Here is a 14251-nt window from a genome sequence, read left to right as displayed (position 1 = left end):
TGCACAACCTCGCCCTCGCCGGATAGGCGAGCGGGCCGCACAGCGAACGGCCACGTCCACACCGACTCGAAGATCATTTACGGGACAGTCCTTAGCGGTCCGGAAAGCCATCGTTTCCGGGGTACCCCCCTCCCCTTGGTCACTTTCCGTGGCCCCAGCCGGCCGTCACCTAGCGTAAAAAGCCAGCCGATTTCAGAGGATCGCAGCGCGAGGAATACCGAGCTAGGGCAGCGAGCGGGGCCGGTAGCTATTGGCGGGCCGACCCCGCACACCAAGGCATCAGATCAGTCGCGTGCTCACGACGCCGTCAGGCGAATAGTGATTCTGGCGGTACTGCTTCAACTCCGCCTCGATCCTTTCGGCCGTCTCAATCGCGGTAGCGTTGATCTCATCCATGGGTGCAGTTAGGAACTCACCCGAAACGAATGGGTCGGTCTCGCTCATCTGCCGGGAAATGACATCAACGGCGGACGATAGGTCAGCCTGCCCCCAGCCCTTTCCGGCCAGAGATAGGTAACCCTCGGCTTCCTCGGGGATATCCAGTAGGCCGCCCATGGTCAGGGAGTGGAGCACGCCGAAACGACGGCGAGTCTCGTTGATCGCACCGGCCGCAACGCTGAATGCCTCAGCAGCGCGCTTCCGCTGTGTGTTGAATTCAGCGATGACGGCTGTGCGGTACTTGTTGAGGAATGCGCGATCCTTTAGCAGTGCCTCATACGCCGCACGCGCCCGGCGCAGATCCGTCACGGTCTCACTCAGGGCCAGCGAACAACCCTCTAGCTGCGCGTCAGCCTCAAACGCCTTGGCGGCTGTAGCGGGAGCCTTGGTGCCCTTTCGCATAGCCTCAGCGTGAACCCGCGCGGCATTCTGCCGGACAGCCTCGCGTTCACTCTCAAGCTCAAGCCAGCGCATCTCCAGCCCATCGCAGGAATCGCAAAGCTCCTGCACCTTTTCCCAAAGCTCTATGGCCACGTCCGGGGCTAGGTCGCAGTGCCACGGTTCGTTTCCGAGTAGCTGTGCCTCCTCGGTCCAAATGTCCTCGGGCCGCGTAGCTCGCTGAACAACACGCTCTAGTTCGGTGATTCGCTTCCTAGCAGCGTCCTGGTAGGAGAGCGCAATTCGTAGGTCCTGGTTTGCTAGTTCCATCTCGGTTTTCCTCTCGGGTGGTGTGGTTATCAGCGGCGGGAGATGCGGGCGGCTAGTTCTTCACCCTCGGCGCGTAGTAGGTATTCGTCGCGCCGCCTCTGCCAATCCTGCTGCTCTACGGACGCCTCGAAAATGTCGTTAACGGGATCGCCCGGACTCGGAAGCCCGAGAGGCCACGGCTCCGGATCGCTAGCGCGAAATGTAAGTAGCTTTACCTCGCGCTCATCCCGTGCACGCGAACTCTCGGTCCACTCGCGGTCTTCCTGCGCCTTGCGCTGCTCCCGCTCGCGCGCCTCCGCCTTTTCCGCATAGTGTTCGAGGTGGTCGCTTCCCGGCATCGGATTGCGCCGCTGATCGCGGGACCAACGTTCGCCGTACTCTCTGTCGCCGTAGCTAGAGCCAGAACTAGAGCCCTGAACTTCGGCCCACTGTCGCGCGGTCATTGGACTTCCTCTCGGGTACGCAAAAGGCCCCCTTACTCGCCGGATCTCTGTCACAGATCACAGCGGGCAAGGGGGCCCATCGGGGAGGAGTACGCCGACTCTGCGCGCGTGACTACAACTCGCCGAAGATTTACGGGATTGCGGGTGACAGCCGCAGAGTGAGGGGTCGCCTACCACACCTAAACGTTTAGGTGTGCCGACGGGCGGACCGGCTGAGGAGAGCCAACCGGCCACGCGCCGACCGAGAGGAGAACACCGAGGTTCCCGGAGACGAGAGGTAAAACCCTCACCCTCAAGAGAGGCAGTACGTAAAGCCCAAAGCCAGAAAGGTGCGGGATTTCGAGCCCCCGCAAGCATTCGTTACCCAACCGTGACGGCCGGCTGGGAGGACCCAAAGGACCTGGCCGCCTCTCGGAGCGCCTATCCCCGTCTCGCTGGCACTCGGTACCGGCTTATCCCTCAGCGGCTCTCAGACGCACGCTCAGCGGCCTTGCGTAGGCGGGACGCCTTCACCTTATGGGCATCGCAGCAGTACCGGCGCGGACGGCCAACGCCATTCCAACCAGTGTTGTTCTCGCACCCGTCCAGTTCACAGACAGCGTCGTAACGCGCGTCCTCGGCCTCACGCTGCGCACCAGCGGAACAGTTGGCATCGCAATACTTCTGAATGGCCGTGCGCGGATCAAAGGCATCTCCGCAGTGCGCGCAGTCACGGCCCATCAGCCGGTCCAGGTAGTCAGCATCGGTCAGCTTGGCCGCGCGCTTTCGGGCCTGTCGACATCGGTTAGAGCACAGGATTTCCTGACGCTCGGATAGTGGCCCGTCGCAGACGACACAGCGGCCGTCCGTGGTCTCCCATGGGTAGTACGACATTGCGGAATTTCTCGCTTCTGGGTAAGGGGGTGTGTTGAGTGCTGTTTCCGAGAGCAAGTTTCCCGAGGCCCTAGGAAACCCTTAGGGTTGTACCTTGCTAGGTACATACACTCTTCATTACGTAACAGAGATAGAAAACTAAGAAGAAAGAAAGACCGGCTCACCCTTCCCGCTGTGCGCGTTCCTTACGTGCCAGGTACGCGGCGCGGTCCTTGCAGCGGCGCGAGCAGTAGAGGGCCGGACGCCCCATTCCCTTGTCAGGTACGGGCTTTGTGCACTCGGGGCCAGCGCAGCCACCCGCCGGGAACAGCACCACGTTCACGAGTTCCAGCGCTTCCACGAGTGCCGCGTGTACCTCATGCGCGGTCGGGTGGCCGGTCGGGACTGCGTCATAGGCCAGCGACTCGGCTCGCTGGATTGCTCCGCGTATTGCGTCGTAACTCCGCTTAATAGCCGGTCGGTTCCGCGTAAGTCCGTCGTAAGTCGGTTCAATCATGTCGTGATTCCTCTCAAGTCCGCTAAAGGGGGATGACGGTCCCGCGCAACTCCGCGAAAGGACCAGTAGATAAGGGCTCATTCCGCGTTAGTCCGCGAAAGTGGCCCGAAGAAAACCCCCGCCATCTCTGACGGGGGCTCTATCGGAGGGGGGACGGCTACGCCACCTTTTCGGCGTAACCGATCAGCAGCGAGAGGCGGGCCGCCTGTAGGTCCGGAGAGTTGCCAAGGTTCGCGCGGAACACTCGGACGAGTCGGCCCCGCTTGGTTCGGGGCTCTGCCGCCCATGCGTCCATACGAGCGCTGAGCGTTTCCAGGTCGAGCGTGTTCGTGATGGGCACCGCGCTACCTCCCTGCTGTCTCTCCGTGGTGGTTTCAACGTCCAGAGAGGCAGCCTGTAAAGGCCCATTCCTGACTACCCGTCAGATATGCCAGCCGGCCGTTTTCGACCACGTGTCTGTGCGGGCGTCTGCGGGCACGGGAAAGCCCCGGCGGGGAAGTCCTCACCGGGGCTCTCAACGGCTCTCAGTCGGCCCTACAGGGGCTTGCTGGCCGCCCTCTGCCTCTCCCTCTCAACAGCGGCTCTCATGCGCGCCGCCCGCTCCTCCTTGACCTGCCTTACGCGGTCGGCCTCGGCCTGCCTCGCTGCCTGCCTGTCGGCCCGCTGACGCTGCCTCTCGGCCTCTCGCTCCTCGCGCTGGCGCTCCCGCTCCTCAATGAGTGCGGCCCGCTCCCTCTCGGCCTTCCTGAGGGCTGCTGCTGCCTTCCGGCTCCCGCTGGCCGATTGCTCCTGCCGCTCCCGCTCAGCGAGTCGGGCCGGGGTGTTCCGGGCCACGGTCGCCATGAGTTCGGCGGCTATCTCCTCGGGGGTCGGGCGGTACGTCATGCGGGGATCTCCAACTGTGCTGTGTGGCTCTCTGACGGGACGTTACGGGTCGGCGCTGACATTCCCTCAGCCGGTCCCTGTGCGGCCCCCTCGTCGGCTATACGGCGCTGGCGGGAAACCTCTACGAACTCCAACCCAGCAACACGGGCAGCGAGTGCAGCCGGGTCCTTCTTGTCCCGCCACTGAACCTGGAGCCGTTCCGTGATGGGCGTCCGGTCACCCCTCCCCTTAGCCGGGGTGATTGTGACCCGCTTGACGGCCGCTTGCAGGAGTGCCCGCCGCCCCTCGATTCCCTCGCCATGCCAAATAGCCGTAAGGGCTTCAGCGTCCATCAACGGGGAGAGGTCGGCCTCTTTGCTCAGTTCAGCCAACTGCGCCTTTAGCTCTGCGATCTGTGCGGCTACTTGCTCACGCAGACTCTCGAATCGTTCTTCGCTCATCTTCTGGAGAACGAAGAACTCTTTTTCCAACTTCATTTCCCGACCGACGGCACTTTCTAGCGCTGCCGACGCCTTGCGCTTCTTTGCTTCCTTGGCCGGGTCCTTGTACTGAAGCCAGCGGCGAGCGATGTCCTGAATGGTGGACGACTCCGGGGGAAGGGCCGCAATGTGCATGACCCACATTTCCGCCATGGCGTCGTCTGCGCGCTGTCGCACGGTCGCCGCACCCTGGCAAACCGACTCCCCCATGTTGGCCCGGTTGCGACAGTTGTAGTTCCTGCCGCCATTCCCCATGGGCCCCATGCAATGAGGGCACTTGAATACGTCCGTAAGGATCGTGACCGGCTGACGAACTCCCCGCCGCTTGTCGCCGATTGCCGAACCCGAGGCAGCGCGAGAGCGGCCAGAGATCAGCGCATTGATTTTCAGGAACTCGTCATAGGTGACGACACCCTCCCCGCACTCGATGGGGTTTCCCTTTGCGTCGCACAGCGGTTCAATGCTCTTGTAATACTTGTCGATCTCGTTGCCGTTCTCGTCCTTTGCGCGCTCCCGGTTAGGGATAAGACCAGCCCAACTCACGGACTGGGCAAGGTGAATGATCGTCTGCGCCCGCCACATTGCACCCTTACGGGTCCGCTTTCCCTCGCTGTTCAACTTGTCGGCGATCTTCGCCGGGACTATTCCGTCTAGCAGGCCCTCAGCGATCCGGCGCGCTGTCGGGTACTCGCCTGTCTTGCGGCTTAGCTTTCCCGACCCCTTGATGCATTCGAGACCGTACGGTGCGAGTCCGCCCGGCCAAAGTCCCTCTGCCTTGTAGGCGTCGATACCAAGTTTCGTGAACTCTGCGATGTCCTTTGCTTGGTCTCGCGCTTGCTCTGAAAGAAACCCGAGGATCGTTCGCGAGTTCCGCGAGTCCAGGTGTTCAGCGACGACGTAAATGCGCGCCTGCCGCTCATCAAATGTGTCGAGCAAGAGGCCGACCTGACCCATTCCCCGGCGGGAAAGTCGGCTCGTCTTGAACACATACAGCGTCTTTGAGAGACCGGCCACGATTGCCGCCGTGGAGTTCTCGAATTCCTCGCGCCGGATGTACGCCTTGCTGGCCGACTTCTGTTCAAACCACACGTGGCGGATCTTGGTTTGGTCGCGGTCAGCCTGTGCGCACATCTGCCGGACCATGGCCCGCAGCGCCAACAGGGTGTCTTTCTTCTTGGAACGCCGGACGTACATCTCTGCCAGCGTCGCCGGTTCGCCGGTAGCCGGTTCCCAGAGTCCAAGCTCCTTGAGTTCGTCATCCTCGAACCCGAGGGCACGCAGCGCGGGGAGGTCTTCCCGTTCCATCTGTCATCCGTTCGCCGAAGTCGTACCGCCCTCGGCTTGGGGTGCTTCCTCGCTGCCCGCCATGCGGCCCTACGGGCTACACAGAGGGTGTTTGTGAAAAACCCCAGGTCAGAGCGGTGTTGCTCCGTTGACCCACGGGTGGGCGTGGATGAACTTCACGTGGTTCGCGTCCGCCTACGACTGCGACGACGTGCCGTACCGGATCACGACGCTCGTGCAGATCGCCGGGGTGCTGGTCTACGCGGCCGGGGTGAGCCGGGCCTTCAACGAGAACGACTGGACGGTGGCCGTCATCGGCTACCTGATCATGCGGGTGGCGCTGACGGCCCAGTGGCTGCGGGCCGCCGCCGGTGAGAGTGGGGCGGCGCGGACCGCCGCGCTGAAGTACGCGGCCGGGCTGCTGGTGTGCCAGGCGGGCTGGGTGGCGCTGCTGTTCGCGCCGGACGGCTGGAGGCGCTGGCTGTTCCTCGTACTGGTGGCGGCCGAGCTGATGGTGCCGGTGTGGGCCGAGCACGGGCACCAGACGCCGTGGCACGCCCGCCACATCGCGGAACGGTACGGCCTGTTCACCATCATCGTGCTGGGCGAGACGATCGCCGCGAGCACGGTGGCCGTGAAGTCGGCGATCGACGAGCACGAGGCGCTGGGGGAGCTGCTGCCCATCGCGGCGGGCGGGCTGCTGATCGTCTTCGCCGCGTGGTGGATCTACTTCGCGGTGCCGGTGCACGAGCGGCTGACCTCCAACCGGGAGGCCATCCCGTGGGGCTACGGCCATCTGCCGATCTTCGCCTCGGGTGCGGCGATCGGGGCGGGCATCGAGGTGGCGGTGGAGCACGCCGTCGGCACGGCGCACATCTCGCAGGTGGCGGCGAACGCGGCCGTGACCGTTCCGTCGGCGCTGTTCCTGCTGGCGGTGTGGCTGCTGCACTCGCGGCACTTCAAGCGCGGCGTCGCCCAGCAGCTGGTCCTGCCGCTCTCCGCCGTCGCCCTCCTCGCCTGCACCTGGGCGGGTTCGTACGCCGTGCTGTACGCGGGCCTGGTCGCGGCCGGCACGGTGGTGGCGGGCACGGTCCTGGTGGGACGCACCCCGGAACCCGCCGTCTGAGGCCGCGCCGCCGCGGACCGTCACCCCCGCCCCGCCGCCGCCGTTCTCCAGCGCAGGACGCCACGGCGACGGGCGACAGCAGAGAGGCAGATTCGATGACACTCCCCTCACAGAGACTCGGCACCGGCCCCGGCGGGGAACTGGCCGAGCCGGGCTTCTGGCAGCGGCCCCCCGCCGACCGCCTCGCGGCCTTCGCCCGCCTGCGTGCCCTGGACTCCCCCGTGTTCGTCCCGGAGGGCGGCGGCCGTACCGGCCACTGGGCGCTCGTACGGCACGCGGACGTGCAGGAGGCCAGCCGGCTGCCCAAGGTGTTCGCGAGCGCTCCCGGGGTCACCACGCCGGAGCCGGCCCGTTGGGTGCGGGCCCTGTTCGGGGACTCGATGGTCAACCTGGACGGCCCGGACCACGCGCAGCTGCGGAAGATCGTGCAGCGGGCGTTCACGCCCCGGCTGCTGGCGGCGGCGGAGGAGGACATCCACGCGGTCGCGGCCCGGATCGTCGACGACGTCCTGGAGCGGCGGCCCGACGAGTTCGTCTCGGCGGTGTCTTCGCGGCTCCCTCTGGAGGTCATCTGCAACATGATGGGCATTCCGGAGCGCTACCGCGCGGAGATCGCCGACCGGGTCAACCACGCCTCGGAGAACATCGGTGTGGAGCGCGGCCTGGCCTCGCGGCTGCGGATGCCCGGGCGCGGGCTGCGGGCGCTGGCCCGGATGCAGCGGATGGTGGCGGGCATCGGGCGGGAGCGGCGCCGTCACCCGTCCGACGACCTGATCTCGGCCCTGGTCTGCGCGAACGTGGACGGCCAGGCGCTGGGCGCCCGCCAGTTGGGGGCCTTCTTCAGCCTGCTGATGGTGGCGGGGGTGGAGACCACCCGCAACGCCATCACGCACGGTCTGACCCTGCTGACCGACTTCCCCGACCAGCGGGACCTGCTGCTGTCGGACTTCGAGAAGTACGCGGACGGCGCGGTGGACGAGATGATCCGCCACTCGACGCCGATCATCCAGTTCCGCCGGACGGTGACCACGGAACACACCCTGGGCGGACACGCGTTCGGGCCGGGGGACAAGGTGGTGCTGTACTACGCCTCGGCCAACCGCGACGAGGCGGTGTTCCCGGACCCGGACGCCTTCGACATCTCCCGCTCGCCCAACCCGCATCTGGGCTTCGGCGGTGGCGGCCCGCACTTCTGCCTGGGGGCGCATCTGGCCCGGGTGGAGATGAAGGCCCTGTTCCGCGAGCTGCTGACCCGGCCGGTGGGTCTGAGGGCGGTCGGCCTGCCCGATCTGGCGGGGTCCAACTTCGACAACCGCGTCCGCTCGCTGCGGTTCGCCTTCGAGAGCCCCTGAGCCCGCGGGGCCCGGAGGACCGGGGCACGGGGCACGGGGCACGGGGCACGGGCCGCGGGACAGACGGGCCCCGGCACAGGCGGGCCGCGGGGCACGGCGCCCCGGGAAAGGGGCCGGCCGCCGGGCAGGCTGGGGGCCGGCGGCCGGAGCGGGCGGCGGACGCCGCCGCGGCTACTTCTGCAGGCTCTGCACCGCGAGGACGCAGTGGGCGCTGCTGGTGAGCACGGCTTCGTCGCCGGCGAAGCCCTGGAGCATCTCCGGGGTCACGGCCTGGCCCGGAACGGCCTCGGGCCAGGCCCGGGTGGCGAACAGGAAGTACGCCTGCCCGCTCTCGTTCGCCGCGGCGACCCACTCGGGCGGGGCGGTGCAGGTCGCGTTCAGCCCGGGCAGGGTCAGCGCGATCTGGTCGTCGGCCAGCAGGATCTGCACGGGGAAGGTGCGCGGGCTGCGCGTGCCGTCCATGACGACGTCGCCGATCTGCAGGCCGATCTCCTCCAGCAGGCCGCGTGCGGCCGCCTCGCCGCCCTCCCGGCCCTGCGGGCCGTCGCCGAGGGTGTAGGCGATGAGGTACGGAACGTCGTGGCCCTCGGAGGGGTCACCGATCCAGGCGAGGACGGAAAGGGTGCCGAGCAGGGAGCGGTCGGCTTCGGCTTGCGTTGAAGTCATGCGCCGCACCTTAGTGCTCTCCCGCCCGGGCCTTTCACGGCCTTTCACCCGGGCGGGCTACACGGCCCAGAATCCCCCTCCGGAATTCGGCCGCATGTTCGCGTCCTGGTACTGGAGCCGCACGATGCGCTGGTTTTCCGGAATTTCGAACACCACCCATCCCTCGGCCCGCTCACCGACCGCGAGGGAATCGAAGACGATCGGTTTGCCGGTCGTCAGTCCGCCGGTGCGCACCGCCGGGTGGCGCTTGCCGGCACCGTCGTACGCCCACATGCGCCCGAGCGCCCCGTACGAGGCCCCGCCGACGTTGACGAACGACATGGAGGCCGCCACCCAGCGCTTCCCGGCGGGCGGCGCGTAGTTGGGCTCGACGCTGACCGCGGGGTCCACGAACGCCCCGAGCACCACCTGCAGGTGTCGACCCACCTCCCGCCCTTGCACCCGTACGGAGTCACCCACATGGGCATCCTTCGCGGCGCCGGCCGCGGCGCGGTCCGGTGCGGCGGGCTCCTCGTCGGCGCCGGGCGCCCCGTCGTCGACCGGGACGGCGGGCGCCGCGGCCGGGGCGAGCGCCGCCCCCTCGGGGGCGCTCTGGCAGGCGGTGGCGGTCAGCAGCAGAGCGGGCAGGAGCACGGCGGCGGCGAGGACGGAGGCGGTCTGGCGCATACGGGACCCCTTCGGGGCTCTTCACGGCGGGGATCGGGGATTCGTCGGAAAGCGCGTTTCCGGGGTTGTCTTTCGGCCAGTCTCACGCGCCCGAGCGGGGAATTGCACACACCGACACGAGCACACGGTCCGCGTAGGCCGCCGACTGCCAGCACAATGCGTTCCGACACAATCGCGCCACCCGCACCCACCCGGAGGAACAATGTTCACCCCCGCCCGCCGAATGGCCCTGACCGCCTTCTCCACCCTGGCCGCGACTTCTCTGTTCGCCACTCCGGCCCTGGCCACCGTTTACCACCAAGGAATTTCCCTGCGCCCGGAGGCGCAGATCTCCCGGGACGGCTCCGTCCGCCTTTCCGGCACCTACCACTGCGAACTGTCGCCGACGTCGGGGGCGGTCCAGATCAAGGCCACCGTCGTCCAGGACGGCAGCCGTCTGAGCATCGGCGCCGGCGAGGTCTTCTGCGACGGCCGGGAGCACGCCTGGGAGGCGATGAGCCCGCTGGCGGCCGGTCTGCACGCGGGCCCCGCGAAGGCCGTGGCCGAGCTCCAGGAGATCCACATGGCCGGGCTGACGCCGCGTGCGGTCGACACGGTCGCCCAGGACAGCCACGACGTCGAGGTGGTCGACCACCGGTAGGGCGGGCGAGGACCCGGGGAGGCCGGTGGCCGCCGCTACCGGCACTCCGGCGCGACGCCCGTCATCGACATGAACGCGACCGTCTGGCACGCGGGGTCGCTGTGCGGCCGCCCGGTCGTCCAGTCCACGACCGCCTGCCCCCCGGCAGCCAGCAGCAGCACCAGGAGCGTCGCCGCGATGGCCGTGACCGCGCCCCTGTTCAGGCGGCGCACGGCTCGTTCCGGAAGCCACGCCGAAGACCACGCATCGGATTCATGGCGGCATCATCACCCCGCCCCCCGCATCCCACAACCCGGCGTGACCGCTCGGTCACGGATCCCCGGCCCGCGGCCCGTGGGTCACGCCGTGTCGCCCGCGACGGCCCCCACGTCGAACTCGCACCACACCGCCTTGCCGTCGCCGCGCGACTCCACCCCCCAGTGCGCGGCCAGCGCGTCCACCAGCAGCAGCCCGCGCCCCGTGGTCGCCGCCTCGCCGGGAGAGCGGCGGCGTGGCCACACGCTGGAGCGGTCCTTGACCCACAGCCGGATCCTGCGCACCGGTTCCGGCAGCACCTCCATGGTCAGCACCGCCCCGCCGTCCGTGTGGAGCAGCGCGTTGACCAGCAGCTCCCCCGCCGCCAGCTCGACGTCGTCGGCGAGCTCGGGCATGCCCCAGTCGCGCAGGGCCTGCCGCAGGGCGTAGCGGGCGTCGGAGAGGCCCTCGGGGTCGGCCTGGTGGACGTACTGGTGGATGCGGGGGGCCCGGTGGGTGCCGGGGTCGGGGGTCCGCCGCAGGACGAGCAGGGCGACGTCGTCGCCGGAGCCCCAGCGCTCCCAGAGCCGGTCGGAGAGGTGGTCGGCGAGCTCGCCGGCGCCCTGCGGCCCGCTGCGCACGGCGTGGGCCAGGGCGTCCATGCCGGCGGTGATGGTGGAGCCGGGCTCCTCGACGAGCCCGTCGGTGCACAGCACGAGGGTCTCCCCGGGCACCAGGTCCAGCCGGGTCTCGGGGAAGTCCTCCTGCTCGAAGGCCGAGGCCAGCCCCAGGGGCAGGCCGCCGCGCACGTTGGGCCAGCCGGTGCGCCCGTCCGTGTGCCGGATCAGCGGGCCGAGGTGGCCCGCGCGGACCGCCCGTACGCCTCCGGTCTCCAGGTCCACCTGGGCGTACAGGCAGGTCGCGAAGCGTTCGGTGTCCAGTTCGGCGAGGAAGCGGGAGGCCCGGGCCAGCACGGTGGACGGCGGGTGCCCCTCGCCCGCGTAGGCGCGCAGTGCGATGCGCAGCTGGCCCATGATGGCCGCGGCGTGCGTGTCGTGCCCCTGGACGTCGCCCACGACGACCCCGACGCGGTCGCGGGGCAGGGAGATGACGTCGTACCAGTCCCCGCCGACCTCCCGTCCGCTCCACGCGGAGTGGTAGCGGACGGCGATCTCCCCGCCGGTGATCTCGGGGATGCGGCGCGGGAGCATCGAGGCCTGGAGTCCGGTGGCGAACTCGCGTTCCTGGTCGAAGAGGAGCGCCCGCTGGAGGGACTGGGCGACGATGCCGGCCAGTCCCAGGCACAGGTTCTGCTCCTCGGGGCTGAACTCGGTGCGCCGGCGGTAGAAGAGCACGAGCCCGCCGATGGAGCGGGCCTGGGCGATCAGCGGCAGGTAGGCGGCGGCGTCGAAGCGGATGCGGCGCAGGTAGTCGGCGAGCAGGGGGAACTCGTCCGCGAGGGCGGTGAGGGAGGTGACGAAGCGCGCCTTGCGGGTGATCACGGCCCGGGACAGCGGCAGGGAGCCGTCCAGTCGGGTGAACCTGCGCTCGTCGAGGATCTCCAGGGACTCCCCGCTCAGTGCGATGATCTTGATGGCGTCGTTCTCGACGAGCCCCAGCGCCAGCCCGTCCGCGCCGAGCCGCTCCAGGGCGCCGGCGCCGGTGAGGGCCGCCGTCACGTCGTCGACGGTGACCGCCCGGGACAGGGCCTCGGTGGTGCGCTGGACGATGGCCGCCTGCTGGATGCGGGCGTTCTCCAGTTTCCGCAGCACGGTCGCGTGGGCGAGCTCGGCGGTGGCGTCGCGGACGATGCCGACGATCCGCAGGGCCCGGCCGTCGGGGTCGCGCAGCACCCGGCCCTGGGTGTGGGTCCACTGGTCGCGGCCGTCGCGCCGGCGCACCGTGAAGTACGAGCCGTACGCCTCCCCGCCGCCGGCGAGCACCCCGCTGACGGTGTCGTTGAGCCGGGCCGAGTCGTCGGCCGGGATCCGCAGGGCGAGGCCCTCGGGGGTGTGGTCGAACTCCTCCGCCTCCAGGTCGAGGACGAGCAGCCCGGCCTCGTCCAGGGTGAGGGTCCCGGTGTCCAGGTCCCACTCGAAGCTGCCCATGCCGTTGAGCGCGAGCCGCTCCCCGGGGCCCGTCAGGGGGCCGGGGACGGCCCCGTCCCCGGCCTCCCGCTCCGCCGCTGCCACGAGACACACCACCTAACGGCCGGGCCAGTACGGCTGCGAGATCAGCCGCTCCCACTCCTCGTCAGGATGCCCCGGGAGGGTGCGCCCGGCCTCCCGCCAACGCTTGACGAGGGAGAGGTAGATCGCCGCCGGGTCCCCGGGGCCGGCCCCGGCCTGCCCGTACGGGCCGGTTCCCCGGAAGGGCCCCTGAGGATACGGGCCGCCGCCGTAGTCACCTGCTCCGTACGGGCCTCCGCCGAACTCGCCCGCCCCGTACGAGCCGGCTCCGTACTGCCCCGCTCCGTACTGCCCCGCTCCGTGCTGCCCCGCTCCGTACTGCCCGGCCCCGTACGACCCGCCTCCGTACTGCCCCGCCCTGTGCGGCTTGGCCGCGGGCGGCCCCGACGGGGGCTGTTCTGCGCGGCTGGCGGGGATGCGCACCCAGCCACGGCCGCCCTGTGCTCGCTCCGCCTCCATCGCGGACCCCTCTCAGGTGGATCTCAGCGCAGATACGTCTCCGGATGCCCGGCGGCGGCCCGGACCGGCCGGATGCCGCCGGCCGAACCCGGCAGCGGACCCCGCGCGCCGAGGCGCTTGCGGACTCCCCTCACCAGTCTCCCCGCCGTGAAGCCCGCGCCGTGCACGAATCGCATGGAAGGTCCGAATGAGGGAGCCGTCAGCAGCCCCGCGAAGAACAGTCCGGGCCAGGAGGACTCGAATCCGGGACCCAGCTCCGGGGTGTCCGCGCCGCCCACGGTCGCCAGTGCGGACCGCAGCCGCGCGTCGAGGAGGTCCAGCCGGGCCAGCCGCGGGGCGAAGCCGGTCGCCGCGATGACATGCGCGGTGTCCAGGACCACGGACTCCCCGCCCGTGGTGGTCAGCCCGAGCCGGGTCCGGCCGCCCACCGCCGCCGCCCGGTGCAGCCGGTGCCCCATGAGCGCGGGGACCCGCCCCTCGAAACGGTCGCGCAGCCACCACGCCCCGGCCGGCCCGAGGGCGGCGGCCGCGATCCGCTCCCGCGTCGTGGCGGGCAGCCGCCGCACCGCCCAGGGCAGCTCCGACCACGCCCAGCTGCGCCAGCCGGTACCGAGCCCGCTGTGCGGGTCGCGCAGGGCCCGCAGCGCCGGCCGCCGGAGGGGCTGCGGGACGGTGTTCCAGTTCAGCCGGGACCGCCGGGCCACCAGGACGGGCCGGGCCCCCGACTCCGCGAGCAACGCGGCGGTCTCCAGGGCGGCCTGCCCGGCGCCCAGGACGGCCACGTCCTGCCCGGCGAAGCGGGACAGGTCGCGGTGGCCGCTGCTGTGCGAGTAGTGGTCCGGGGGCAGGTCGCGCAGCGCCCGTGGGTGGTGGGTGAACGGCATCACCCCGACGGCCAGGGCCACCGTGCGGGCCAGCAGCGGCGGCCCCTCGGCGGTGCGCACCCGGAAGCCGTCGCCCTCGGGGGCGACCTCCGTGACGGTGGCCTCCTCCACCTCGGGCAGGCCGGCGTGACGGGCGAACCAGAGGCCGTAGGCGCTGAAGGTGCCGATCGGCAGCGGGCTCCCGTGCTCGGCCGCGAGGCCCCGGGAGGCGCAGTACTCGGCGAGGGTGTAACGGCCGCCGGGCGCGGAGAGGTTGGAGGACCAGGGCTCCGACTTGAGGTACATGCCCTCGGGCATGTGGTCCCGCCAGGAGGCCATGGGCCGGCCCAGGACCCGTACGCCGAGCCCGGCCGCCGCCGCGTGCGCGGCGATCGACAGCCCGTACGGGCCCGCGCCGACCACCACGAGATCGTCCATCCGCCTCACGGC

At 69.6% G+C, this 14251-nt stretch carries 14 protein-coding genes and 1 pseudogene; 4 read left to right on the top strand and 11 right to left on the bottom strand.

Annotated elements, in window-relative coordinates; genetic code table 11:
• Nucleotides 1–279: 279 nt before the first annotated feature.
• Entirely contained in the window at nt 280–1146 is an 867-nt protein-coding gene (locus ACFY15_RS31935; protein ID WP_390826541.1) for a hypothetical protein, read from the bottom strand.
• A gap of 29 nt (nt 1147–1175) precedes the next feature.
• On the bottom strand, nt 1176–1589 hold the full coding sequence (locus tag ACFY15_RS31930; RefSeq protein WP_390826540.1) for a hypothetical protein: 414 nt from the start codon (nt 1587–1589) through the stop codon (nt 1176–1178).
• A gap of 516 nt (nt 1590–2105) precedes the next feature.
• On the opposite strand from ACFY15_RS31930, the gene ACFY15_RS31925 reads away from it, so the two are divergent.
• Nucleotides 2106–2405: a hypothetical protein gene (locus tag ACFY15_RS31925; RefSeq protein WP_390826539.1), complete on the top strand. Its 300-nt coding sequence runs from the start codon at nt 2106–2108 to the stop codon at nt 2403–2405.
• A 710-nt stretch (nt 2406–3115) separates the two neighbouring features.
• Here the strand turns inward: ACFY15_RS31925 and ACFY15_RS31920 are convergent.
• The 3 genes from ACFY15_RS31920 to ACFY15_RS31910 all read right to left on the bottom strand — a co-directional run bounded on the left by ACFY15_RS31920 (nt 3116) and on the right by ACFY15_RS31910 (nt 5627).
• Entirely contained in the window at nt 3116–3298 is a 183-nt protein-coding gene (locus tag ACFY15_RS31920; RefSeq protein WP_390826538.1) for a hypothetical protein, read from the bottom strand.
• A gap of 194 nt (nt 3299–3492) precedes the next feature.
• Nucleotides 3493–3843, bottom strand: a complete 351-nt coding sequence (locus tag ACFY15_RS31915; protein ID WP_390826537.1) for a hypothetical protein — start codon at nt 3841–3843, stop codon at nt 3493–3495.
• On the bottom strand, nt 3840–5627 hold the full coding sequence (locus ACFY15_RS31910; RefSeq protein WP_390826536.1) for a recombinase family protein: 1788 nt from the start codon (nt 5625–5627) through the stop codon (nt 3840–3842). The genes ACFY15_RS31915 and ACFY15_RS31910 overlap by 4 nt, the downstream gene beginning before the upstream one ends.
• 139 nt (nt 5628–5766) lie before the next feature.
• Here ACFY15_RS31910 and ACFY15_RS31905 point away from each other — a divergent pair.
• Both ACFY15_RS31905 and ACFY15_RS31900 read left to right on the top strand, forming a co-directional pair.
• A pseudogene (locus tag ACFY15_RS31905) lies at nt 5767–6732 on the top strand (low temperature requirement protein A); the annotation flags it as partial.
• Between the two features lie 95 nt (nt 6733–6827).
• Nucleotides 6828–8084: a cytochrome P450 gene (locus tag ACFY15_RS31900; RefSeq protein ID WP_390826535.1), complete on the top strand. Its 1257-nt coding sequence runs from the start codon at nt 6828–6830 to the stop codon at nt 8082–8084.
• A 171-nt stretch (nt 8085–8255) separates the two neighbouring features.
• On the opposite strand, the gene ACFY15_RS31895 is transcribed toward ACFY15_RS31900, so the two are convergent.
• Together ACFY15_RS31895 and ACFY15_RS31890 are read right to left on the bottom strand one after the other, a co-directional pair.
• On the bottom strand, nt 8256–8750 hold the full coding sequence (locus ACFY15_RS31895) for a DUF5949 family protein (RefSeq protein WP_390688461.1): 495 nt from the start codon (nt 8748–8750) through the stop codon (nt 8256–8258).
• Nucleotides 8751–8807: 57 nt separating this feature from the next.
• Nucleotides 8808–9416 carry a hypothetical protein gene (locus tag ACFY15_RS31890; RefSeq protein ID WP_390826534.1) on the bottom strand — a complete coding sequence of 203 codons (609 nt, stop codon included), beginning with the start codon at nt 9414–9416 and terminating at the stop codon, nt 8808–8810.
• Nucleotides 9417–9618: 202 nt separating this feature from the next.
• Between ACFY15_RS31890 and ACFY15_RS31885 the strand changes: the two genes are divergently transcribed.
• The gene (locus tag ACFY15_RS31885) at nt 9619–10056 is read left to right on the top strand and encodes a DUF6299 family protein (RefSeq protein ID WP_390688459.1); all 438 of its coding nucleotides are present in this window, start codon (nt 9619–9621) and stop codon (nt 10054–10056) included.
• Nucleotides 10057–10091: 35 nt separating this feature from the next.
• On the opposite strand, the gene ACFY15_RS31880 is transcribed toward ACFY15_RS31885, so the two are convergent.
• From ACFY15_RS31880 to ACFY15_RS31865, 4 genes are all read right to left on the bottom strand, one after another.
• A complete protein-coding gene (locus tag ACFY15_RS31880) occupies nt 10092–10268 on the bottom strand; it encodes a hypothetical protein (protein ID WP_390688458.1) in 177 nt (58 codons plus the stop codon).
• Between the two features lie 126 nt (nt 10269–10394).
• Entirely contained in the window at nt 10395–12482 is a 2088-nt protein-coding gene (locus tag ACFY15_RS31875) for a SpoIIE family protein phosphatase (RefSeq protein WP_390688457.1), read from the bottom strand.
• A gap of 12 nt (nt 12483–12494) precedes the next feature.
• Entirely contained in the window at nt 12495–12938 is a 444-nt protein-coding gene (locus ACFY15_RS31870; protein ID WP_390688456.1) for a hypothetical protein, read from the bottom strand.
• Nucleotides 12939–12961: 23 nt separating this feature from the next.
• The gene (locus ACFY15_RS31865) at nt 12962–14239 is read right to left on the bottom strand and encodes an NAD(P)-binding domain-containing protein (RefSeq protein ID WP_390688455.1); all 1278 of its coding nucleotides are present in this window, start codon (nt 14237–14239) and stop codon (nt 12962–12964) included.
• Between the last annotated feature and the right edge of the window lie 12 nt (nt 14240–14251).

The organism is Streptomyces sp. NPDC001373, assembly GCF_042895815.1.
GTDB lineage: Bacteria > Actinomycetota > Actinomycetes > Streptomycetales > Streptomycetaceae > Streptomyces.
The sequence above is the reverse complement of the archived record's forward strand: the minus strand, read 5'-3'. Positions and strand labels throughout refer to the sequence as shown.